The 21747-nt window shown below is 64.6% G+C and carries 20 protein-coding genes and 1 pseudogene; 10 read left to right on the top strand and 11 right to left on the bottom strand.

What is annotated here, in order from left to right; genetic code table 11:
• The first annotated feature begins 23 nt into the window (after positions 1-23).
• The gene (gene garD, locus CQW31_RS02570) at positions 24-1577 is read left to right on the top strand and encodes a galactarate dehydratase (protein WP_099813657.1); all 1554 of its coding nucleotides are present in this window, start codon (positions 24-26) and stop codon (positions 1575-1577) included.
• 185 nt (positions 1578-1762) lie between these two features.
• Positions 1763-3343, top strand: coding sequence for an aldehyde dehydrogenase (NADP(+)) (locus CQW31_RS02560; RefSeq protein ID WP_099813656.1), 1581 nt, complete (start codon positions 1763-1765; stop codon positions 3341-3343).
• A 154-nt stretch (positions 3344-3497) separates the two neighbouring features.
• Here CQW31_RS02560 and CQW31_RS02555 read toward each other — a convergent pair whose 3' ends face one another.
• Entirely contained in the window at positions 3498-4247 is a 750-nt protein-coding gene (locus tag CQW31_RS02555; RefSeq protein ID WP_054887622.1) for a FadR/GntR family transcriptional regulator, read from the bottom strand.
• 144 nt (positions 4248-4391) lie between these two features.
• On the opposite strand from CQW31_RS02555, the gene CQW31_RS02550 reads away from it, so the two are divergent.
• Together CQW31_RS02550 and CQW31_RS02545 are read left to right on the top strand one after the other, a co-directional pair.
• Complete coding sequence (locus CQW31_RS02550; protein WP_054887623.1) at positions 4392-5042, top strand: DUF998 domain-containing protein; 651 nt, start codon at positions 4392-4394, stop codon at positions 5040-5042.
• Positions 5043-5116: 74 nt separating this feature from the next.
• Positions 5117-5446: a hypothetical protein gene (locus CQW31_RS02545; protein WP_099813655.1), complete on the top strand. Its 330-nt coding sequence runs from the start codon at positions 5117-5119 to the stop codon at positions 5444-5446.
• Positions 5447-5500: 54 nt separating this feature from the next.
• Here CQW31_RS02545 and CQW31_RS02540 read toward each other — a convergent pair.
• The 3 genes and pseudogenes from CQW31_RS02540 to CQW31_RS02530 all read right to left on the bottom strand — a co-directional run.
• A pseudogene (locus tag CQW31_RS02540) lies at positions 5501-5800 on the bottom strand (LysR substrate-binding domain-containing protein); the annotation flags it as partial.
• A 120-nt stretch (positions 5801-5920) separates the two neighbouring features.
• Positions 5921-6391 (bottom strand): OsmC family protein, encoded by a 471-nt coding sequence (locus CQW31_RS02535; RefSeq protein WP_054887625.1) that lies wholly within the window; start codon positions 6389-6391, stop codon positions 5921-5923.
• Positions 6392-6423: 32 nt separating this feature from the next.
• Positions 6424-7638: a YeeE/YedE family protein gene (locus CQW31_RS02530; RefSeq protein WP_099813653.1), complete on the bottom strand. Its 1215-nt coding sequence runs from the start codon at positions 7636-7638 to the stop codon at positions 6424-6426.
• 158 nt (positions 7639-7796) lie between these two features.
• Between CQW31_RS02530 and CQW31_RS02525 the strand changes: the two genes are divergently transcribed.
• Positions 7797-8705, top strand: a complete 909-nt coding sequence (locus CQW31_RS02525; protein ID WP_099813652.1) for a LysR family transcriptional regulator — start codon at positions 7797-7799, stop codon at positions 8703-8705.
• On the opposite strand, the gene CQW31_RS02520 is transcribed toward CQW31_RS02525, so the two are convergent.
• The 4 genes from CQW31_RS02520 to CQW31_RS02505 form a co-directional block, all read right to left on the bottom strand.
• On the bottom strand, positions 8706-9212 hold the full coding sequence (locus CQW31_RS02520) for a DMT family transporter (RefSeq protein WP_099813651.1): 507 nt from the start codon (positions 9210-9212) through the stop codon (positions 8706-8708).
• 141 nt (positions 9213-9353) lie between these two features.
• The gene (locus CQW31_RS02515; protein WP_054887629.1) at positions 9354-9932 is read right to left on the bottom strand and encodes a hypothetical protein; all 579 of its coding nucleotides are present in this window, start codon (positions 9930-9932) and stop codon (positions 9354-9356) included.
• Between the two features lie 163 nt (positions 9933-10095).
• On the bottom strand, positions 10096-11385 hold the full coding sequence (locus CQW31_RS02510; protein ID WP_099813650.1) for a sorbosone dehydrogenase family protein: 1290 nt from the start codon (positions 11383-11385) through the stop codon (positions 10096-10098).
• Positions 11382-11810: a DUF2231 domain-containing protein gene (locus tag CQW31_RS02505; protein WP_099813649.1), complete on the bottom strand. Its 429-nt coding sequence runs from the start codon at positions 11808-11810 to the stop codon at positions 11382-11384. The genes CQW31_RS02510 and CQW31_RS02505 overlap by 4 nt, the downstream gene beginning before the upstream one ends.
• Before the next feature lie 171 nt (positions 11811-11981).
• On the opposite strand from CQW31_RS02505, the gene CQW31_RS02500 reads away from it, so the two are divergent.
• Positions 11982-12281 carry a hypothetical protein gene (locus CQW31_RS02500; protein WP_054887632.1) on the top strand — a complete coding sequence of 100 codons (300 nt, stop codon included), beginning with the start codon at positions 11982-11984 and terminating at the stop codon, positions 12279-12281.
• Between the two features lie 3 nt (positions 12282-12284).
• Here the strand turns inward: CQW31_RS02500 and CQW31_RS02495 are convergent, their stop codons facing one another.
• Together CQW31_RS02495 and CQW31_RS02490 are read right to left on the bottom strand one after the other, a co-directional pair.
• On the bottom strand, positions 12285-13070 hold the full coding sequence (locus tag CQW31_RS02495; protein WP_099813647.1) for a hypothetical protein: 786 nt from the start codon (positions 13068-13070) through the stop codon (positions 12285-12287).
• Positions 13071-13172: 102 nt separating this feature from the next.
• Entirely contained in the window at positions 13173-15359 is a 2187-nt protein-coding gene (locus tag CQW31_RS02490) for an OsmC domain/YcaO domain-containing protein (RefSeq protein WP_099813646.1), read from the bottom strand.
• A 257-nt stretch (positions 15360-15616) separates the two neighbouring features.
• Between CQW31_RS02490 and CQW31_RS02485 the strand changes: the two genes are divergently transcribed.
• The 4 genes from CQW31_RS02485 to CQW31_RS02470 all read left to right on the top strand — a co-directional run bounded on the left by CQW31_RS02485 (position 15617) and on the right by CQW31_RS02470 (position 20841).
• Positions 15617-16072 carry a (2Fe-2S)-binding protein gene (locus CQW31_RS02485; RefSeq protein WP_054887635.1) on the top strand — a complete coding sequence of 152 codons (456 nt, stop codon included), beginning with the start codon at positions 15617-15619 and terminating at the stop codon, positions 16070-16072.
• A complete protein-coding gene (locus CQW31_RS02480) occupies positions 16072-18321 on the top strand; it encodes a xanthine dehydrogenase family protein molybdopterin-binding subunit (protein WP_099813645.1) in 2250 nt (749 codons plus the stop codon). The genes CQW31_RS02485 and CQW31_RS02480 overlap by 1 nt, the downstream gene beginning before the upstream one ends.
• A gap of 18 nt (positions 18322-18339) precedes the next feature.
• Positions 18340-19686 carry a cytochrome c gene (locus CQW31_RS02475; protein ID WP_099813644.1) on the top strand — a complete coding sequence of 449 codons (1347 nt, stop codon included), beginning with the start codon at positions 18340-18342 and terminating at the stop codon, positions 19684-19686.
• A gap of 141 nt (positions 19687-19827) precedes the next feature.
• Positions 19828-20841 carry an XdhC family protein gene (locus tag CQW31_RS02470; protein ID WP_099813643.1) on the top strand — a complete coding sequence of 338 codons (1014 nt, stop codon included), beginning with the start codon at positions 19828-19830 and terminating at the stop codon, positions 20839-20841.
• 75 nt (positions 20842-20916) lie between these two features.
• Here CQW31_RS02470 and CQW31_RS02465 read toward each other — a convergent pair whose 3' ends face one another.
• Entirely contained in the window at positions 20917-21732 is an 816-nt protein-coding gene (locus CQW31_RS02465; RefSeq protein WP_099813642.1) for an ABC transporter substrate-binding protein, read from the bottom strand.
• Positions 21733-21747: the final 15 nt, after the last annotated feature.

Below are 21747 nucleotides of genomic sequence, written 5' to 3'. Positions count from 1 at the left end.
AACCTGACAAGTAGGGCCCAAACATGCAGTTGATCGAACATTCCGACTCGCCCCGCTACGTCCGCCTGCACGACGACGACAACGTCGTGGTGGTGGTCAACGACGGCGGCCTGGGCGGAGGCGCCCGCTTCGCCGATGGCCTGACCCTGGTCGAAGGCGTGCCCCAGAGCCACAAGGTTGCCACCGTGCCGATTGCCAAGGGCGAGCCGGTGCGTCGTTACGGGCAAATCATCGGGTATGCGCTGGAAGACCTGCGCCAGGGCAGCTGGGTGCAGGAAAGCCAGCTGGCCATGCCGGCCGCCCCCGAGCTGGACAGCCTGCCGCGCTGCGACGCAGTCCCGGATGCCCTGCCAGCGCTGGACGGTTTCACCTTCGAAGGCTACCGCAACGCCGACGGCACCGTCGGCACCCGCAACATCCTCGGCATCACCACCACCGTGCAGTGCGTGACCGGCGTGCTGGAGCACGCAGTCAAACGCATCCGCGCCGAATTGCTGCCCAAATACCCCAACGTCGATGACGTGGTCGCCCTCACCCACAGCTATGGCTGCGGCGTGGCGATCAACGCCCGCGACGCCTATATCCCGATCCGTACCGTGCGCAACCTGGCGCGCAACCCCAACCTCGGTGGCGAGGCGCTGGTGATCAGCCTGGGTTGCGAAAAGCTCCAGGCTGGCCAGGTGATGCACGACAACGACCCGTCGGTGGACCTCAGCGAGCCCTGGCTGTATCGCCTGCAGGACGCGAGCCTCGGCTTTGCCGAGATGATCGAGCAGATCATGGGCCTGGCCGAAACCCGCCTGAAGAAGCTCGACCAGCGCCGCCGCGAAACCGTGCCGGCCAGCGAGCTGATCCTTGGCATGCAGTGCGGCGGCAGTGATGCCTTCTCCGGCATCACCGCCAACCCGGCGCTCGGCTTTGCCGCCGACCTGCTGGTGCGCGCTGGCGCCACCGTGCTGTTCTCGGAAGTGACCGAAGTACGCGATGCCATCTACATGCTCACCTCGCGCGCCGAAAACCAGGAAGTCGCCGATGCCCTGGTGCGCGAGATGGACTGGTACGACCGCTACCTGCAACAAGGTGCAGCAGACCGCAGCGCCAACACCACGCCGGGCAACAAGAAAGGCGGCTTGTCGAACATCGTCGAGAAGTCCCTCGGTTCGATCGTCAAGTCCGGCAGTGGCGCCATTCAGGGCGTGCTTGGCCCAGGCGAGCGGGTCAACCGCAAGGGGCTGATCTTCTGCGCCACCCCGGCCAGCGACTTCGTCTGCGGCACCCTGCAGCTGGCCGCTGGCATGAACTTGCATGTATTCACCACTGGCCGCGGCACGCCCTACGGCCTGGCCATGGCCCCCGTGGTCAAGGTCTGCACCCGTACCGAGCTGGCCCAGCGCTGGCCGGACCTGATCGACATCGACGCCGGGCGCATCGCCAGTGGCCGCTCGACCATCGAAGAACTGGGCTGGGAGCTGTTCCACTACTACCTGGACGTGGCCAGCGGCCGCAAGCAGACCTGGGCCGAACAGCACCGCCTGCACAACGACATCACCCTGTTCAATCCGGCACCGATCACCTGATGAATCGGGCTGGCTCGCAACCCCCATGTGTCGCGATCCCTGTGGGAGCGGGTTTACCCGCGAAGCAGGCGACTCGGTGCATGGCACCGGCTTCGCCGGTGTTCGCGGGTAAACCCGCTCCCACAGGGGCAAGCCGACCGGCCTGAATTGCCTTATTCCTTCAGCTACTTCAACAGGAGCACCCCATGCCTGAGATCCTCGGCCACAACTTCATCGCCGGCCAGCGCAGCGCCGCTGGTTCGCAACGCCTGCAGAGCCTGGACGCCACCACTGGCGAGGCCCTGCCCTACAGCTTCGTCCAGGCCACCGAGGCCGAAGTGGACCAGGCAGCCACCGCCGCTGCAGCCGCGTTTGTCGAATTTCGCAACCTGAAACCGGCCCGCCGCGCCGAATTCCTCGAGGCCATCGCTGCCGAACTGGACGAACTGGACGACGCCTTCGTCGCCATCGTCTGCCGCGAAACCGCCCTGCCCGCCGCTCGTATCCAGGGCGAGCGCGGCCGCACCAGCGGCCAGATGCGCCTGTTCGCCCAGGTGCTGCGCCGGGGCGATTTCCTCGGTGCGCGCATCGACCTGGCGCTGCCCGAGCGCCAACCGCTGCCGCGGGTAGACCTGCGCCAGATGCGCATCGGCGTCGGCCCGGTCGCCGTGTTCGGTGCCAGCAACTTCCCGCTGGCCTTCTCGACTGCCGGTGGTGACACCGCCGCAGCCCTGGCCGCCGGTTGCCCGGTAGTGTTCAAGGCGCACAGCGGCCACATGGCCACCGCTGACCTGGTCGGCTGTGCCATCCAGCGCGCCGCCGAGCGCACCGGCATGCCCAAAGGTGTGTTCAACATGGTGTTTGGCGCTGGCGTCGGCGAACCGCTGGTCAAGCACCCGGCCATTCAGGCCGTCGGCTTCACCGGTTCGCTGAAGGGCGGTGACGCCTTGTGCCGCATGGCGGCCGAGCGCGCGCAACCGATTCCGGTGTTCGCCGAGATGTCCAGCATCAACCCGGTGATCATCCTCCCAGGTGCCCTGGCCAAGCGTGGCGAGGCCATCGCCCGCGAGCTGGCCGGCTCCGTGTGCATGGGTGCCGGGCAGTTCTGCACCAACCCGGGCCTGGTGATCGGCCTGCAGTCAGCGCAGTACAGCCAGCTGCTCAGCGACCTTGGCCAGCACCTGGACCAGCAGGCCGGGCAGACCATGCTCAATGCGGGTGGCCTGCGCAGCTACGTTGGCGGCCTGGAGCACTTGCGCGCCCACGCCGGTATCGAGCATCTGGCCGGCCAGGCCCAGGAAGGCAGCCAGGCCCGTGCCCAGCTGTTCAAGGCCGATGCCCGCCTGCTGGTGGAGGCCGACCCGCTGCTGCAGGAAGAAGTGTTCGGCCCGACCACCGTGGCGGTCGAGGTCAAGGACAATGCGCAACTGCGTGACGCCCTGCTCGGCCTGCGCGGCCAGCTGACCGCGACGCTGATCGGCGAGCCGGAGGACTTCGAGGCCTTCGCCTGGCTGGTGCCGCTGCTGGAAGAGAAAGTCGGCCGTATTCTGGTCAACGGCTACCCGACCGGTGTGGAAGTGTGTGACGCGATGGTCCACGGCGGCCCGTATCCGGCCACTTCCGACGCGCGTGGCACCTCGGTCGGCACCTTGGCCATCGACCGCTTCCTGCGCCCGGTGTGCTACCAGAACTACCCGCAGGCGCTGCTGCCGGAAGCACTGCGTGACGCTAACCCACTGGGGCTGCGTCGCTTGGTGAATGGGCAGTGGAGCGAAGGTTCGATCTGATTTCACTGAAACAAGAAAGCCCCGCATTTGCGGGGCTTTTCTTTGTCGCCTGTGCTGGCCTCATCGCGGGACAAGCCCGCTCCTAAAGGTTTACGCGATTCATTGTAGGAGCGGGCTTGTCCCGCGAAGAGGCCGGTACAAGTCATGGAGGGCCTCAGGCCCCCTGCGCCTCGGCTGCTTCATGGGCCTGGCGCAAGCGCTCGCGGCTGTTGCTAAGGTGCATGCGCATGGCCATCTTCGCCCCTTCGCTGTCGCGCCGGGCGATGGCTTCGTAGATGGCTTCGTGCTCGTGCATCAGGCGGCTCATGTAATGCGCCTGGTCATCATGGGCCAAGCGCGCCGAGTTCAACCGGGTACGCGGAATGATGCTGGTCCCCAGGTGGTTGATGATATCGGCGAAATAATGGTTGCCGCTGGCCTGGGCAATGCGCAGGTGGAACTGGAAGTCCGCCGATACTGCATCGGTGGCATGCGCCGCGCCTTCGTTGAGCTCGTCCAGCGCCGCACGCATGCCAGCCAGCTCTTCATCGCTGCGCCGTTGTGCCGCCAGGCCTGCCGACTCGATTTCCAGGGCGATGCGCAGCTCCAGCACCGCCAGCACCTCGCGCAAGGTCACCACGGTCGCCGGGTCGATACGGAAACCCCCGGTCGCCGGCGCATCCAGCACGAAGGTGCCGATGCCATGGCGCGTCTCGACCTGCCCGGCCGCCTGCAGCCGGGAGATCGCCTCACGCACCACGGTACGGCTGACACCCTCCTCGGCCATGATCTGCGACTCGGTCGGTAGCTTGTCGCCGCGCTTGAGCTGGCCGCTGCGAATGCGCTCGGTCAGCACCGTGACCAGTTCCTGGGCCAGACTGCGCGGCTTGCGCCGGGTCCTTGCCTGTACCTGCTGCTCTGTCATGCCCTGTATTTCACCTTGAAAGACAGCCGTCATCATAACGCAAGCAGTTGTACGATCACATACACCCGACGCGGTATTTCTTGCCAGGGCCAGCAGCCGTGAATTCAGGTACAGTAAGCCCTTTCCATGGAAGGAAAGCCCTGTATGAAACCGCTCGACCGTACCTTGCTCGCCTGCGGCCTGCTGATCCCTTTCTGGCTGCTGCTAGGTGTCTGGTTCACCGCCCAGGCCTACCCCGGCTATGACCACCTGCAACAGGCCATGAGCCAACTTGGCGCCACAGGTGCCCCGACGCAACACTGGTCACCGCTGCTGAACAACTTCCCCCTGGCTTTGCTCTTTGCCTTGTTCGCCCTGGGCCTGGCGCGGCGCTGGCGTGCCTCGAAACTGGCGCTGCTGAGTGCTGCGCTGGTCCTGCTGCATGGCCTTGGCAGCCTCGGCACCGGCCTGTTTCCCTGCGACCAGGGCTGTGCGCCCGCCGAGCCGTCCACCTCGCAGCAACTGCATAACCTCAGCGGTTTGCTGATGTTTTTGTCGTTGACGCTTGCCAGCGCGCTATGGGCCTGGCTCGGCAAGCGCCTGGCCGGCTCAAAGGCCTTGGGCTGGTTTTCTCTGGGGTGCCTGATTGCTGCGCTGGTCAGCGTCGTCCTCATGGCCCAGGCCGCACAAAGCGGCCAGCTGTTTGGCCTGTACCAACGGCTGAACTACGGCGTGTCGGTCACGTGGGTTGCCGGCCTGGCGTGGAGCAGCCTGCGCCCCGCACTGGCAAATCGCTTTTCCATCGCCACTACGTGATAGGAAAATGCTGGCCCCCAGGCATCGCCAGTGAAGGCAAACTCCGTTCATCTTCATATGCTTAGGACAGCAACATGCGAATAATTCTAGCAACGATGGCCGGCTGCCTACTGGCCACTGTCGGCTTCGGCGCCCAGGCCAAGGCGCTGAGCCAGAACGATCGCAGCGTCTGTGGCTGGGGTTCGCAGATCGCCGCCGAGGCCCAGCAGGCCAAGCTCTCCGGGGTCACCCTGTATGCCACGCGCAAGAAGCTGCAGGTGCGCCGTTTCGACAAGCCATGGATGCGCATGACCGCCTTCGGCATCACCGAACAGACCTACAACAGCCGTTCGAAGCTGAAGCCGGCAGCGATCAAGCAGACGTATTACGAGCAATGCGTTCAGCACGCAGTGGCCAAACGATAAATCTATATATTTCAATTAGTTGAAATATCTTAATAATGTATTTTCGAGAATCAGTCAGCCCTGGTTCCGCCAGGGCGGGCCGTCCTTGAAGTGTTCCTCGATCCAGGCCTTGAACGCCCCCATGGCGGCGCTGTTCAGCCGCGCCGAGGGGTGCACCTGGTAGATACCCGCTGCCACGTCCAGCTGCCATTGCGGCAGCACCCGCACCAGACGCCCGGCCGGGAGGTCCTCGCCCGTCAGCCAGTCGCCACCTGCAAAAATGCCCACGCCACGCCGCGCGGCCTCAAGCAGTGCCTCGTTGTCGTTGCCGCGTAACGAGCCGCTGACCCGCACGCTCATCTCCTGCTTTCCACTGTTAAGCCGCCATTTAGGAAATGATCGTAAGCCACTGAATTAGAAACAGTTATGGTCGGCAGTCGGAATTCGAACAATCGGACCAGGTGCAGATGATTGCAGCACCTGGTGAAGCAATGCTCAGCCGGGATAGACCGGCTCGCAGCGCACTTCAGTCTTCACCGAGTTGGCGATGAAACAGGCGTCGTGGGCCAGATGATGCAGCTGATCGAGCTGCTCCGCCGTTGGCTGGCGCTCCCCGGAGAACTCGACCCGCGGTCGCAGGGTGACCACGGTCATTGCCATGCGCCCGGCTTCATTGCGCGCCATCACCCCTTCGGCGTCGTCGGCATAGTGCTCGACGCAAAAGCGTTGCTTGGCCGCCAGCGACAGGAACCACAGCATGTGGCAGCTGGACAGCGCGGCAATGAAGGCCTCTTCCGGGTCCACGGCCGAGGCATCGGACATGGGCAACGGCACTAAATGGGGCGACGACGACCCCGGCACCTCGATGCCGCCGTCGAAGCGCCACAGGTGCCGGCGGCTGTACTGGTTACCGAGAAAATCCTGGCCTTCGCGAGCCCAAGCCACATGAGCGGTGTATTGCGCCATTCGAACCTCCTTGTTCAATTGATCGATTGATTTCAGCAGCCGCTGAGCGCCACTGGGCGGCGTTCGCCGGCGAAGAACATCGGCCGCAGGCGCACGCCGATCAGGTTGCCGGCGTAAGCCGCAATCAGCCACAGCCAGCCATGCACGCTACCCGACGCGATACCGCTGAAGTAGGCGCCGATATTACAGCCGTAGGCCAGCCGCGAACCATAGCCCAGCAGCAGGCCACCGATCACCGCGGCGATCAGCGATGGCAGCGGGATTTTCAGGCTGGGCGCAAAGCGGCCTGCCATGCCTGCCGCCATCAGAGCGCCGAGCACGATGCCGATGTCCATCACCGTGGTGATGTCTTGCCACAGCGGCGCAGCCAGCGCCTTGGCATTGGCAGGCGCCTGCCAGAAAACCCAGCTGCCGACGTCCACGCCGAAGCTGGAAAGGGTCTTGGCGCCCCACAGCGCAAAGGCCGAAGTGATACCCCACGGGCGCCCGGCCAGAGCCAGGGTGGCGTAGTTGAGCAAGGCCAGGGCAATCGCGCCCCACAACAGCGGCCAAGGGCCGCGCAGGAAGCGGCGCGGGCCGTGATGCTCGCTGCTCGGTGGTGCTTCCAGGGTGCCATGACGACGCTTTTCCAGCACCACCGTGGCCCAGGCGATCAGCGCGAACACGGCCACGCTGACCAGCAGCGCAGGCACCACGCCCCAGGCCTGGACAATCGAAGTGGCCGGGAACGACGGCAGCGCAAACCACCAGTCGGCATGCTGGGTGGCGCTGACCGAGCCGATGATGAAGAAAAGCAGGGTCACCAGCATCCGCGCATTGCCGCCGCCGACCGTGAACAACGTGCCCGAGGCACAGCCGCCCCCCAGTTGCATGCCGATGCCGAAGATGAACGCGCCGAACACCACCGATACGCCAGCGGGCGCGACCAGGCCGGTAACCGGGGTGCCGAACAGGCTGCCGGCCGACAGCGCCGGGAAGAACAACAGCACGGCCAGGGTCAGCATGACCATCTGCGCACGCAGGCCGGCGCCCCGGCGCTCGTTGATGAACACGCGCCAGGCCGAGGTGAAGCCAAAGGCAGCGTGATAGAGCGTCAGGCCCAGGGCGGCGCCGACCATCAGCAGCAGCACCTGCTTGAAGCCGGCGTTGAGGTTGAGGAACCAGGCGCCGGCCAGCAGCAGGGCCAGGGCGATCAAGGGCGCACCGAGGCGGCGCGGTTCGGGTGTGGCGGTTGCGGAAAGACCCATTGAAATACTCGGATTACAGTGAAACGGGGGGGCGAGTATAACCCCGTCAGGTGCTTTGTGTGGCCTGTACCGGCCTCTTCGCGGGCAAGCCCGCGAAGGGGCCGGTACATCTGTTAGGCTGATAGTCACCTGTCAAAGCCATCAAAAGCATTCGCCCCATGGATGAACTGCGCAAGATCGACCTCAACCTGCTGCTCACCCTGCACGCCCTGCTCAGCGAAAAGCACGTGACCCGCGCCGCCCTGCGCCTGCACCGCAGCCAACCCGCCGTCAGTCATGCCCTGGCGCAGCTGCGTGCACACTTCGACGACCCGTTGCTGATCCGCCAGCACGGCCAGATGGCCCTGACCGCCCGCGCCCAGTCCCTGGCCAAACCGCTGCAGGATGCCCTCGGCAGCCTGAACGGCCTGCTGGCCGCGCCACAATTCGACCCTGCCCAAGCCCGGCGCCGCTTCAGGCTGTCGCTGTCCGACTACTCCTCGCGCATCATCCTGCCGCCGCTGGTGCGCCACCTGCGCCAGGTCGCATCCGGCGTCGATCTGGCCATCAGTCAGGCCAGCCGCGAAACCATGCTCGCGCAGTTGCTCGATGGCGAACTCGACCTGGCCTTGGGCATCTTCCCGGAACTGCCTGCCGACATCACCGCCCAGACCTTGTTCGAAGACCGCTTCATCAGCGTCGCCGATCGCCAGGTGCTACCGGCCAAGGGCGGGCTTACGCTGGATGACTGGCTGGCACGCCCGCACGTGCTCATGGCCATGCACCCGGATGCCCACGATGAGATCGAGCGGGCCTTGGCCGAGCAAGGCCTGCACCGGCATATTGCCCTGGCGCTGCCGCACTGGAGCGCTGCCGTCGAGGTGCTCGCGGGCACCGACCTGGTCCTCACCGTTGCCCGCCGTGCGGTAGGCCCGATGCGCCAGCATCCGTCACTGCGCGAGTTCACGCCGCCACTGCCGGTGCCTGCCCTCGCCTATCAACAGGCTTGGCATGGGCGAAAGGACAGCGACCCCGGCCATCGCTGGCTGCGTGAGGCGGTCTGGGCGTGCAGCCAGCCCGGGCACTGATCAGCGCTCGATCACGGCCTGGCCGGACGACGGGGTCGAGGTCCAGCCGCCCTGCACCAGCAACACGTCACCCAGGATCAGTAGCACGCCGGCAACCCTGGCCAGGTTCACTGGCTTGCTGGCAACGCCCATCAGCCCGAAGTGATCGACGATCACCGAGGTCAGGATCTGCCCTGCCACCACCAGCACCAGGAAACCCGCCGTACCCAGCTTAGGTGTCAAGGCTGCGGCACCCGCCACATAGAGGGCGCCCAGCACACCACCGATCCAGAGCCACCATGGGCCCTGCAGCGCTTTGCTCAGGTCAGGCATGGGCACCCGCAGGATCAGCAACGCTGTGATGATCACCACCGAACTGACCGTCAACGAGGTGAAGGCGCCCCACAACCAGTGCCCCAGCGCACGGCCGACGGCAGCGTTGCTGGCGGCCTGATACGGCAGTACGAAGCCCGCAAGCAGGGCCATCATCACGGGAAGGAATGCAAGCAGCAGGGTCTTGTAGGACATGATAAGTCTCATCTGAAGTCAGGATGAGACCATGATCGGCAAATCGACAGTGTTTATGGAAATCGAAAGGGCGCACATGATGTATTCGTCACACGCATGCTGGCGAATGCGGGCCTGCCGAAGCGTTCCCGCAGTCAGACCTCAACGCCAGGTATCGACCCGCAGCACTTCGGTGTAGATCGCATCGACGGTCTGGCCGACCTTGAGGTTCTTCATCCGCTTCTGCAGGTCCGGGTTCTCGACCTTGACCACCTGCAGCTTGCCTTCTGGCGGCAACAGGGTCACTTCATGTGTCTTCAGGTCGATTTTCTTTATCTGCGAGGTTACTCGAACCTGACGGAACGCTTCGCCGCCCGGGTTGGGATTGTCCTTGGTGGCGCGAATGGTGCCGGATTCCTCACTCGCTTTAGGCGCGCCGCCCACATTGCTGTTGAGCACGTAGGCGATTGCTCGGGTGACATAGATATCGACGTTGTCACCGACCTTCAGGTTGGGCAGTGCCTTGGCCTTTTCCGTCAGTTGCAGGGTGACATCCTTGTCGTTCGGCCCTTTTACCGTGACTTGGCGGTTGGCCAGGTCGATGGCAGTGACCTGGGTTTTGACGTGGCTTTCCAGCGCCTCACTGCCAATCGGAATCTCGGCAGCCTGCACCGTGAAGGTGGCAGCGGACATCAGCGTGGCGAGGGCAACAGCGCGAGCGAGCGTGCTAATAGGATTCATAGGCCTGCTTCCATGTGTTCAAGACCGGGTTTGCGCGTGAAATGTTTACGCGCAAAGAAGCATAGCCATTGCCCGCCACTCTGCAGGCAAACGCCCGCACTGCTGCACATTTCAACCCCTTGGCGTCAATAGGCGCGATCACCGTCGGAGCCGCGTAGGGCCGTCAGTTACGCGTCACACGCCAGACGGTGTTGGCCAGGTCATCGGCAATGATCAACGCCCCGCGTGGGTCCACCGTCACGCCCACAGGCCGGCCTCGGGTCTTGCCATCTTCCCCGCGAAACCCGGTGGCAAAGTCAATCGGCTCACCCGCCGGTTTGCCCGCCTTGAACGGCACGAAGATCACCTTGTAACCCACCGGGTTCGGGCGATTCCAGCTACCGTGCTCGCCCACGAACACCCCGTCGGCAAACCGTTCACCCATGGCCGGGATGGAGAAGTCCACGCCCAGCGCGGCAACGTGCGACCCCAGGCTGTAATCCGGCTTGATCGCGGCCGCCACCTTTTCCGGGTTCTGCGGTTTCACCCGTTCATCGACGTTCTGCCCCCAGTAGCTGTACGGCCAGCCATAGAAGCCGGCCTCTCGCACCGAGGTGAGGTAGTCCGGCACCAGGTCCGGCCCCAGTTCGTCACGTTCGTTGACCACCGTCCACAACTGCCCGGTATCCGGCTGAATGGTCAGCGCCGTCGGGTTGCGCAAACCGGTGGCGTAAGGCTTGTGCGCCCCCGTCGCGGCGTCGATCTGCCAGACCATGGCGCGGTCGATTTCCACCTCCATGCCACGCTCGGTGATGTTGCTGTTCGAGCCGATGCCCACGTACAGGTAGCGGCCATCAGGGCTGATGGTCAGTGCCTTGGTCCAGTGGTGATTGATCTCGGCCGGCAGGTCGGTGACTTTGGTCGGCGGGCCACCCGCCTTGGTCTGACCGTCCTGGTAGTCGAAACGTACCAGCGCATCCTGGTTGGCCACGTACAGCTTGCCGTCGGCAAAGGCCAGGCCGTAGGGCGCATTGAGGCCTTCGGCAAACACCGTCTGTAGCTCATACGTGCCATCGCCATCGGCATCGCGCAGCAGGGTCAGGCGGTTGCCACCCTTGACCTGGGTATTGCCCTTGGCCTTGATCTGGCTGGCAATCACGTCCTTGGGCTTGAGCTTGGCGGCGCTGCCGCCGCGCCCTTCGGCGACCAGGATATCGCCATTGGGCAGCACCAGGCTCTGGCGCGGGATCTTCAGGTCAGTGGCGATGGCCGTGATGCTGTAGCCCTCGGGCACGGTGGGCTTGCGCTCGCCCCACTGCGCCGGTTGCGCGATCTTCATGCTCGGCAGCAGGCCGCGCTCCGGGGCCGGCAGTTTCGGGTCGGGGCCCAGCGCCTGGGTCGGCTCACCGTCACCGCCACAGGCGGCCAGAAGCAGTGCCACGCTCAGCAGCGACATTCCATGCAATGGCTTCATGCCTCACCTCCCGAACCCAGGTTACTCATGCCCAGCCATGCCGCCACGCAGGCCAGCACGGTGACGATCACCGACAGCACCAGGCCCGCCGGCATGACCGCCCAGGCGTCCTTGGCATGTTCGAAGGCGTTGATCAGCCCCAACACCCAGGTCGCCAGCAACAGCAGCAAGTACAGCGTCGGCCGCCCGCCCTTGCGCGGGGCGCGGATCAGGTTGGCCAGGGCAAACAGCAGCGCCAGCCCGCAGAACAGCAAGCCTCCGGCAATCAGCCAGGCAGCGAAGTTGCTCCACTGGATCTGGTAGCTCTTGAAGTAGGCAATGTCGCTCAGCAGCGCGCCGAGAAACAGCGGAACCGTGCCGGCCAGCAGTATCCCGTGGAGCGGGCCGGGCGTGCATCGGTAGAGGGTTTGCTCAGTAGCGGTCACGGCGCCTCCTTATCAGTCGGTGACCCGGGGCTGAAGGACTGGCACAGGGCCTGGTCCATCAGGCGTGCGCAGGGTGCGCTTAAGAAGGGATTACCTTGACGGTCGGATAGTTCACCGCTTGGCTTGATAGAAATATCCTGAAAGACTTTGCGCGTCGGAATGAGGGATACCTTGAGCATCTGCAGCACACGACCTTACGCGTACTGGACCGCGCATGCCTTGCTGGCCATCAGCCTGGCACTCAATGCCGGCTGTTCGAGCAAAAGCAGCAAGGCGCGCTACTACGCCGCCGCCCCGGGCTCCAACTGTTACGCCAAGGCGCTTCCGAGCACCGGCGAAGGCGGCCTGGCCTGGGGCAACACACTGGGCATTGCCAAGCAGAAGTCGCTGAACAACTGCATCCGCTATGCCGGCCGCTCAGGCGGCACGCCAGACACCTGCCAGGTGGTGCTGGCCAAGTGCAAGAACTGACCCCTAGGTCGGGTCTGCGCCGTTGAGCAGCGCGTCAACAACGCTTTCGAGCTCCGAGAGCTCGATTTCCGTCTGCGCCCCCGCTTGCGCGAGGCGCTGGTCACAGTCGATGACTACCTGCACGCTCCGACGTGCCTGGTTCCCCGGGTATTTGCGCAGCGTCAGCTCGACCTGCCAGGCACTGAGCCAGGTGCTGCTGTCCGCCGACCAGCGCCTGTCTTCGAACGCCAGCAGGCGGGTCCCCTGCCGGGTATCGATGATCCGCGGCCGATAGACCCAGTGTGTGTTTCCCGCCTCCCACGGGTTGACCAGCAGCCGGTAGCGGTCGTCTGCCGAGCGCGACTGAATCTCCACCTCGTCTGCGGGCAAGCCATTGGCGGCAACATAGTGCTGGAATGCCTCGACCTGGGCACCGAAGCGCCCCATGTCCTGGTAATAATCGACATGCTTCCTGTACCCGGCGAACGCCGCAGACAGCGGGCCGTCGGCATACAACGAGACAATCGCCGCACACTGCACCAGCCAGTAGATCTCATCCGACAGTTCGTGGCCCTTGCTGCTGCCCAGGTCGAACGCCTTTGACAGCAGCTCCCTGGCCAGCGGCTGGCCTACCTCGCGCAGTGCAGCAGCCTGCACCGGCGGCAGTGTTTCCACGGCCTGCGCGATAAAGGCCGCATAACGCTGTTGCAGTGATTGGCCGGCCAGGCCCAGCTCCGGGCACTGCGGCGGCGGCAGGTCGAGTGGTTCGGGCGCCCTTCTGTTGCGCGGCAGGTGGGAAAGGTTGATCACCAATGACTTCCTTGTGCGTGTACGGACGCCCGCCATCCTACCCCAGCAGATAGAAGCAAGAACGTCAGGCTATCTGGGGCTGCTTTGCAGCCCCAAAATGGGTCAGGCAAACTTCGCCCGCGCTGCATGCAGCTTCTTGTAGCTCTCGATCAGCCGCAGATGGCGGTCCAGCCCTTCCAGCTTCATGCTGGTCGGGGTCAGCCCATGGAAGCGCACGCTACCGTCGACCGAACCCAGCACCGCGTCCATCCGCGGGTTGCCGAACATGCGGCGGAAGTTGGCCTCGTAGTCGGCCATTTCCAGCTCCTCATCCAGCTGCACCTCCAGCACCACGTTCAGCGCCTGGTAGAACAGGCCGCGCTCGACGGTGTTGTCGTTGAACTGCAAAAACGCCTCGACCAGTTCCTTGGTATCTTCGAAGCGCTTGAGCGCCAGGCAGATCAGCAGTTTCAGCTCAAGGATGGTCAGCTGGCCCCACACCGTGTTCTCGTCGAACTCGACGCCGATCAAGGTGGTGATGGTGGTGTAGTCATCCACCTCGCATTTATCCAGGCGCCGGCGCAGCGCGCGCAGGGCGCGGTCATCCAGGCTGTGCAGGTTGAGGATGTCGGCACGGAACTCCAGGGCGCGGTTGGTGTTGTCCCAGATCAGGTCTTCGACCGGATAGATTTCGGAGTAACCCGGCACCAGGATGCGGCAGGCCGTGGCGCCAAGGTTGTCGTACACGGCCATGTACACCTCTTTGCCAAGGTCTTCGAGGATGCCGAACAGGGTCGCGGCTTCTTGCGTATTGGAGTCCTCACCCTGGCCGGAGAAGTCCCATTCGACGAACTCGAAATCGGCCTTGGCACTGAAGAAACGCCACGACACCACGCCGCTGGAGTCGATGAAGTGCTCGACGAAGTTGTTCGGCTCGGTCAGCGCATGGCTTTCGAAGGTCGGTTGCGGCAGGTCGTTGAGGCCTTCGAAGCTGCGGCCTTGCAGCAGTTCGGTGAGGCTGCGTTCCAGCGCCACTTCAAAGCTTGGGTGCGCGCCGAACGAGGCGAACACGCCACCCGTGCGCGGGTTCATCAAGGTCACGCACATCACCGGGAACTCACCACCCAGCGAGGCGTCCTTGACCAGCACCGGAAAGCCCTGCTCTTCCAGGCCCTGGATGCCGGCGAGAATGCTTGGGTACTTGGCCAGCACCTCCTGGGGGACATCCGGCAGGGCCAGCTCGCCTTCGAGGATTTCGCGTTTCACCGCGCGCTCGAAGATTTCCGACAGGCACTGCACCTGGGCTTCGGCCAGGGTATTGCCGGCGCTCATGCCGTTGCTGAGGAACAGGTTCTCGATCAGGTTGGACGGGAAGTACACCACCTGGCCATCGGACTGACGCACGAACGGCAGCGAGCAGATGCCGCGCCCGGTGTTGCCCGAGTTGGTGTCGTACAGGTGCGAACCGCGCAGCTCGCCGTCCGCGTTGTAGATCGCCAGGCAGTGTTGGTCGAGGATTTCGGCCGGCAGTTCGTCCTTCGGCCCTGGCTTGAACCACTGCTCGTTCGGGTAATGTACGAACGGCGCGTTGGCGATGTCTTCGCCCCAGAACTGGTCGTTGTAGAAGAAGTTGCAGTTCAGGCGCTCGATGAACTCACCCAGCGCCGAGGCCAGTGCCGCTTCCTTGGTCGAACCCTTGCCGTTGGTGAAGCACATGGGCGACTGCGCGTCGCGCACGTGCAGCGACCAGACGTTGGGCACGATGTTGCGCCACGAGGCGATCTCGATCTTCATGCCCAGGCCGGCAAGGATGCCGGACATGTTGGCGATGGTCTGCTCCAGCGGCAGGTCCTTGCCGGGGATGTAGGTGGTGGTGTCGGCCACCGGCATCAGCAGGCCCTGGGCATCGGCGTCGAGGTTGTCGACTTCCTCGATGATGAACTCGGGGCCGGTCTGCACCACTTTTTTCACGGTGCAGCGGTCGATGGAGCGCAGGATGCCCTGGCGGTCTTTCTCGGAAATATCCTCGGGCAGTTCGACCTGGATCTTGAAGATCTGGTTGTAGCGGTTCTCCGGGTCGACGATGTTGTTCTGCGACAGGCGGATATTCTCGGTGGGGATATCGCGGGTCTGGCAGTACAGCTTGACGAAGTACGCCGCGCACAGGGCTGACGAGGCCAGAAAATAGTCGAACGGGCCGGGGGCCGAACCGTCGCCCTTGTAGCGGATCGGCTGGTCGGCGATCACCGTGAAGTCGTCGAACTTGGCTTCCAGACGAAGGTTGTCGAGAAAATTGACCTTGATTTCCATGCGGGGATTACCGTGATTTAAGCGTGCAAAACGAAATTGGCCGGCATTATCCGGGTTTTCGCCGCGCAAGTCCTCTCTCGCAAAGTCGGCGCCAGCCTGGATATTGCGCATTCCACCGAATTACTTGCCTGATCCTCTGAACCTGTGCCCGCCACCGGACCAGTGGTCGTATCACTGTGCTAGCGTTTCTGGATTGGGGAACAACGGACTCCCCAGCAGACAATGAACGCCGTCAACCGATGATCAGCAGGTGAGCCATGGAACTTCATATCAACCAGAAGACCTATCAGGTCGACGCCGATGCCGACACGCCCTTGCTATGGGTGCTGCGTGACGACCTTGGCATGACCGGCACCAAGTATGGCTGTGGCCTGGCCCAGTGTGGCGCCTGCTCGGTGCTGGTGGATGGCAACGTCGTACGCGCCTGCGTCACTCCGGTGGCCGGCGTGGTCGGGCGGGAGGTCACCACCATCGAAGCGGTCGAGGCCGACGCGGTGGGCAAGCGCGTGGTGGCGGCCTGGGTCGAGCACCAGGTGGCCCAGTGCGGCTACTGCCAGTCCGGCCAGGTGATGGCGGCCACGGCGCTGCTCAAGCACACCCCCAAGCCCAGCGACGAACAGATCAGCGCGGCGATGGTCAACCTCTGCCGCTGCGGCACCTACAACGCGATCCATGCCGCCGTGCATGCGCTGGCCCAAGGGGAGCAGGCCTGATGAACACGCCCGTCGACACCCCCGCAGAACTGCTCAGGCTGCAACTGGGCGAAACCGTCAACCTGTCGCGCCGACGCTTTCTGGCCAGCACCGCGGTCGGTGCCCTGGTGCTGGGTTTCGGCCTGCCGATGGGCGCGCCCCGCGCGCAGGCAGCGGCGGCAGCCACCCCTGAGCGCGGCACCCAGGTGCCGGCATTCCTGGAGATCCGCCCGGACGGCACGGTGCGCCTGCTCAGCCCGTTCATGGAAGGTGGCCAAGGCCCGTTCACGGCCATGGCCCAGATCGTCGGTGAAGAACTCGACTTCGACCCGGCCAGCTTCCTGGTGGAAAGCGCGCCGCCCGGTGAAGCCTACGTGGTGATGGAGAACGGCATGCGCATTACCGGTGGCAGCATGTCGGTGCGCATGAGCTACCCGACCATGCGCCGCCTCGGCGGCCTGGCCCGTGCCATGTTGCTGCAGGCAGCGGCCGAACAATGGGGGGTACCGGTCGGTGAGCTGTCCACCGAGCCTGGCAAGGTCATTCACGCTGCCTCGGGCCGTTCGCTGGCCTATGGCGAGCTGGCCAGCCGTGCCATGGACCTGCCAGTACCGGACCCTGCCAGCATCAAGCTGCGCGACCCCAGCCAGTTCCGCTGGATTGGCAAACCGGTGCGGCGCCTGGACGCCTATGACAAATCCACCGGCAGGGCTCAATACTGCATCGACCTCAAGGTCGACGGCATGCTCCACGCCGCCGTGCAGCACGCGCCCCGCCTGGGCATGACCGTGGGCAGCCTGCGCAACGAGGAGCAGGTCAAGGGCATGAAAGGGGTGCACTCGGTGCATCAGTTGCCGGGCGCGGTGGCCGTGGTAGCCGAACGCTGGTGGCACGCCAAGCGCGCAGTGGAAGCGATCCAGGTGGACTGGAAAGAACCGGGCGCCGACAGCAAGGTCCGGCCGATGCCGGCAGATTTTTCCAGCGACGGCTGGCGCGAGCACCTGGCCAGCGTTGAGGGGCCGGCCCGCGACGAAGAAAACCAAGGCGACATCGCCGGTGCCCTGGCCAATGCCAAGACCAAGGTCGAGGCCAGCTACCACAACCAGTACCTCAACCATGCCCAGCTGGAGCCGCCGTCTGCCCTCGCTCGCTTCAACCCGGACGGCACCCTGGAGGTCTGGCTGCCCAACCAGGCGCCAGACATGTTCCGCGACGACATCGCCAAGCGCACCGGCCTGGATGCCGCGCAAATCACCCTGCACTCGCCGCTGCTCGGCGGCTTCTTCGGCCGCCATTTCCTCTATGACTCGGCCAATCCGTATCCCCAGGCCATCGCCCTGGCCAAGGCCGTCGGCCGCCCGGTCAAGCTGATCTGGAGCCGCGAGGAGGAGTTCCTGCGCGACGTGCTGCGCCCCGTCGCGGTGGTCAAGTTCCGCGCAGGGCTCGATGCCGACGGCTTGCCGGTGGCCATCGAAGCGGTAAGCGCCACCGAAGGCCCGACCGAAGCCCTGGCCGGCAAGCAAGGCGACAAGATCGACCCCACGGCGCTCGAAGGGCTGTCGGGCAAGTCCTACGCCATTGCCAACAAACGCATCGCCCAGATCTACGTCAAAGGCCCGGCCATGCTTGGCTACTGGCGCTCGGTAGGCAATTCGCTGAACGACTTCTTCTATGAGTCGTTCCTTGACGAGCTGGCCGACAAGGGTGGCAAGGACCCCTACGAACTGCGCCTGCACCTGCTGCGTGACAATCAGCGCCTGACCAACCTGCTGCATGCGGTCGTCGAATTGTCTGGCGGCTGGAAGCGTGGGCCGTTCACCGCAGAAGACGGCAGCAAGCGTGCCCGGGGCATTGCCATGGCCTCACCGTTCGGCTCCGAGGCCGCGGCAATCGCCGAAGTGTCGATCGACAATGGCCAGGTCAAAGTGCACGACATCTGGCAGGCGATCGATCCTGGCAGCATCGTCAACCCGGCGATCATCGAGCATCAGGTCAACGGTGCGGTAGCCCTGGGCCTGTCGCAGACGTTGGTGGAAGAAGCGGTGTTCATCGACGGCAAGCCGCGCGCGCGCAACTATGACCTGTACCCGATCCTGCCGCCCTCGCGCATGGCCCGGGTGCATGTGCGCATTGTCGAGAGCGGGGCGAAGATGGGCGGTATTGGCGAGCCTCCGTTGCCCGCGGTAGCGCCTGCCGTGGCCAATGCCGTGGCGCAGCTCACCGGCCAGCGCGTGCGTAGCCTGCCGCTTAGCCGCCACACCTTCAGCTGACCGGACAAGGACTGCCTCATGACCCACAGCCGTTTTGCCCGCACTGCGGGCTGGCTGGCCGTGCCGTGCCTGGTCGCGGCCGGCCTGCTGGCCTGGTACGTGACCCGCGAACCCGCCTCGCCATTTGCTACCGAACAGCCCCCCAGCTTTGAACCCGCAGTGGTCAGCCGGGGCGAATATGTCGCCCGCCTCAGCGACTGCGTAGCCTGCCACAGCCTGCCCGACGGCAAGCCGTTCGCGGGTGGCCTGCAGATGGCCACGCCGCTGGGAACGATCCACGCCACCAACGTCACACCCGACCGCGAGACCGGCATCGGCAACTACAGCCTGGCCGACTTCGACCGCGCCGTACGCCATGGCGTCGCGCCGGGTGGCAGACGCTTGTACCCGGCAATGCCCTACCCTTCGTACGCCAAGCTCAGCGATGACGATGTGAAGGCGCTGTACGCCTTCTTCATGAAGGGTGTGCAGCCGGCACAACAGCCGAACATCCCCAGCGATATTCCCTGGCCGTTGAACCTGCGCTGGCCCATCGCCTTGTGGAACGGCGTGTTCGCCGCCGACACACCTTACGCGGCCAAGACCGGGCAAGACGCACTGTGGAACCGCGGCGCCTATATCGTCCAGGGCCCTGGCCACTGCGGCAGCTGCCATACGCCACGGGGCTTGGCCTTCAACGAGAAGGCACTCGATGAAGCGGGTACGCCATTCCTCGCCGGTGCCCTGCTCGATGGCTGGTACGCGCCCAGCCTGCGCAATGACCACAACACCGGGCTTGGCCGCTGGAGCGAAGCCGAGATCGTCCAGTTCCTCAAGGCCGGGCGCAACCAGCACGCCGTGGTGTATGGGTCGATGACCGAGGCCTTCAACAACTCCACGCAGTTCATGAGCGATGAAGACCTGAGCGCCATTGCCCGTTACCTCAAGTCGCTGCCCGGAGATCCACAGCGTGACGGTGCGCCCTGGCAGTATCAGCCGGTTTCCGCGGCCACGCGCCTGGACAGCACTGGCGCTCATATCTACGTCACCCGCTGCGCCAGTTGCCACGGCCTGGACGGCAAGGGCCAGGCCGAGTGGATGCCACCGCTGGCCGGTGCCACCTCGTCGTTGGCCAGGGAAGACGCCTCGGCGATCAACATTACTCTCAATGGTTCGCAACGCGTCGTCGCCGCCGGTATGCCGGATGCCTACCGCATGCCAGCGTTCCGCGAACAGCTGTCGGACCAGGAAATCGCAGATGTGCTGAGTTTCGTGCGCAGCACCTGGGGTAACTCGGGCGGTAAGGTAGATGCGCAAGCGGTCGGCAAGCTGCGCGGGCACACCGACCCGGCCAGCAGCAGCCCGATCATCTTGCACATGCGATAGAGGATGTTGCCTGAACCGGCCTCTTCGCGGCTAAAGCCGCTCCCACAGGTAATGCGCAGCCCTTGAGCATTGTGATGACCCTGTGGGAGCGGCTTTAGCCGCGAAGAGGCCGGTACAGGTATTTACTTTTGAAGAGGTCCCATGGAAAGCATTGATCTTTTGGTCTTGCGCACCGCCCGTGACTGGCTCTTGGCCGGGCAACGGGTTCTGCTGGCCACCGTAGCCCGCACCTGGGGTTCATCGCCGCGGCCCGTGGGTTCGATGATGGCCCTGCGCGGCGACGGCCGGGTGGTCGGCAGCGTCTCCGGCGGCTGCATCGAGGACGACCTCATCCACCGCTACACCACGGCCTATCAGGGCGGCGGCATGCCGCATGGCCTGCCGCAAGTGGTGCAATATGGCGTCAGCGCCGATGAAGCGCAGCGCTTCGGCCTGCCCTGCGGCGGCACCCTCGAGCTGATCCTCGAATTCGAACCGGCGCTGGCAAGCCTGGAGCAACTGCTGCCCTTGGTGGACAGCGGCAACCTGGTGCGCCGCGAACTGGACCTGGACAACGGTCAGGTTCACCTGACCACCACCGGCGCACCGGAGCAATTCGGTTTCGATGGCCGGCACATGCTCAATACCCTGGGCCCGGGTTATCGCATGCTGCTTATCGGCGCCGGGGTGCTGGCCGAGTACCTGGCGACCATGGCCCTGTTCAATGGCTTCAAGGTGGCAGTCTGCGACCCGCGCCCCGAATACATGGATGGCTGGAACGTGTCGGGCGTGGAGAAAATCGTTGGCATGCCGGATGACGTGGTGCGTGCGTTCGCCCCGGACCTGCGCAGCTGCATCATCGGCCTCAGCCACGACCCCAAGCTGGACGACCTGGCCCTGCTCGAAGCCTTGCACAGCCCGGCGTTCTACATCGGGGTGATCGGTTCGCGGCGCAATAACCAGTCGCGCCGGGAACGCCTGATCGAGCACTTCGGGGTAAGCGAGGCCTCGCTACAACGCTTGCACGGGCCGATCGGTATCTATATCGGCAGCAAGACGCCGGCAGAGATTGCCGTCAGTGTGATGGCCGAGATCCTGGCGACCAAGAACGGCGTCGCCTTGCCCGGGGAGGTCACCGTGAGCGAGGCCAAGCGGGCGCTGGAGGTTGATGGGTAAGCTGGCGGGTTCGCTTTGAGGTTTTTGCGCCTGTGACATCGAGCGCCACCGGCGCGGCGCTCGGTCCCGCAGGCGCTAAGGCTGCCCCACTGCCTGCTGTTGCCTCCATAGTTCCAGATTCTTTTCAACCAGTTGCTCCGGCACCGGCCCGGCAACCAGCGCTTTCATCGCCTGCGCCAACCGCTCGCGCAGCTCCGGTCGATTGCACTTCGATTGACGTGACAGCGCCAGGTACAACCCCTCGCTGGACACTGGCGGGTCGAGCACCTTCAACTGCGTATCCCAACCCTGCGTCCGCGCCAGGGCCATGCCGGGATGCAGCTCGTAGATCAGGTAATCATTGCGCCTGAGCAACAGTTTTTCGAACGCCTGCCTGGCGCTGGGCACCGCTTCAAGCCGGAGGTTGGTCCTGGCGTAATCGTCGAACTGCTGGCCGTGACTGTTACCGACCAGCGTACCGCCGTTGCGGCCCTTGAGGTCCGCCCAACCCTGATAGGCAAATGCAGCGTCCTGGCGGACCCAGACGACACTGCGGGTCCGCAGGAACGGCGGGCTGATGAAGTCCATCCGCTGCTGGCGCTCCTGGGTCATGAAGTACCCCGCCATCAGGTCGATACGCCCGGTGCGCACCTCTTCCTGAGCCCTTGACCAAGGCCCGCCATAGACCACCTTCACCTCCAGCCCCAGTGCCTTGCCGGCGTCCTTTAGCAAGTCGGCATTGGCCCCGATCAGTTGCTCAGGGTTGCTCGGGTCACGCCAGAGATATGGCGGGTATTCCGGATTGCCAGTTGCAGTGAGCTGGCCGCACGACGGCTCTGCCACCGCGAGGTCGGGCAGCAGGAGCATCAACAGCGGCAACAGCCAAGACTGGCAACGACAACGCTCGACCATCGATACCCTCCTGGG

Source organism: Pseudomonas sp. 382, from assembly GCF_002759075.1.
In the GTDB taxonomy this organism is placed as follows: Bacteria; Pseudomonadota; Gammaproteobacteria; order Pseudomonadales; family Pseudomonadaceae; genus Aquipseudomonas; species Aquipseudomonas vlassakiae.
Note: the sequence above shows the minus strand (reverse complement) of the source record. Positions and strands in the feature narration are given on the sequence as shown.

Coding starts and splice junctions, on each gene's coding strand:
- CQW31_RS02525 (WP_099813652.1), top strand. CDS start 7,797: ATGGATGAACTGCGCAAGATCGACCTCAACCTGCTGCTCACCCTGCAC.
- CQW31_RS02465 (WP_099813642.1), bottom strand. CDS start 21,732: ATGGTCGAGCGTTGTCGTTGCCAGTCTTGGCTGTTGCCGCTGTTGATG.
- CQW31_RS02535 (WP_054887625.1), bottom strand. CDS start 6,391: ATGGCGCAATACACCGCTCATGTGGCTTGGGCTCGCGAAGGCCAGGAT.
- CQW31_RS02560 (WP_099813656.1), top strand. CDS start 1,763: ATGCCTGAGATCCTCGGCCACAACTTCATCGCCGGCCAGCGCAGCGCC.
- CQW31_RS02550 (WP_054887623.1), top strand. CDS start 4,392: ATGAAACCGCTCGACCGTACCTTGCTCGCCTGCGGCCTGCTGATCCCT.
- CQW31_RS02510 (WP_099813650.1), bottom strand. CDS start 11,385: ATGAAGCCATTGCATGGAATGTCGCTGCTGAGCGTGGCACTGCTTCTG.
- CQW31_RS02530 (WP_099813653.1), bottom strand. CDS start 7,638: ATGGGTCTTTCCGCAACCGCCACACCCGAACCGCGCCGCCTCGGTGCG.
- CQW31_RS02480 (WP_099813645.1), top strand. CDS start 16,072: ATGAACACGCCCGTCGACACCCCCGCAGAACTGCTCAGGCTGCAACTG.
- CQW31_RS02545 (WP_099813655.1), top strand. CDS start 5,117: ATGCGAATAATTCTAGCAACGATGGCCGGCTGCCTACTGGCCACTGTC.
- CQW31_RS02485 (WP_054887635.1), top strand. CDS start 15,617: ATGGAACTTCATATCAACCAGAAGACCTATCAGGTCGACGCCGATGCC.
- CQW31_RS02490 (WP_099813646.1), bottom strand. CDS start 15,359: ATGGAAATCAAGGTCAATTTTCTCGACAACCTTCGTCTGGAAGCCAAG.
- CQW31_RS02520 (WP_099813651.1), bottom strand. CDS start 9,212: ATGTCCTACAAGACCCTGCTGCTTGCATTCCTTCCCGTGATGATGGCC.
- CQW31_RS02470 (WP_099813643.1), top strand. CDS start 19,828: ATGGAAAGCATTGATCTTTTGGTCTTGCGCACCGCCCGTGACTGGCTC.
- garD (WP_099813657.1), top strand. CDS start 24: ATGCAGTTGATCGAACATTCCGACTCGCCCCGCTACGTCCGCCTGCAC.
- CQW31_RS02475 (WP_099813644.1), top strand. CDS start 18,340: ATGACCCACAGCCGTTTTGCCCGCACTGCGGGCTGGCTGGCCGTGCCG.
- CQW31_RS02515 (WP_054887629.1), bottom strand. CDS start 9,932: ATGAATCCTATTAGCACGCTCGCTCGCGCTGTTGCCCTCGCCACGCTG.
- CQW31_RS02555 (WP_054887622.1), bottom strand. CDS start 4,247: ATGACAGAGCAGCAGGTACAGGCAAGGACCCGGCGCAAGCCGCGCAGT.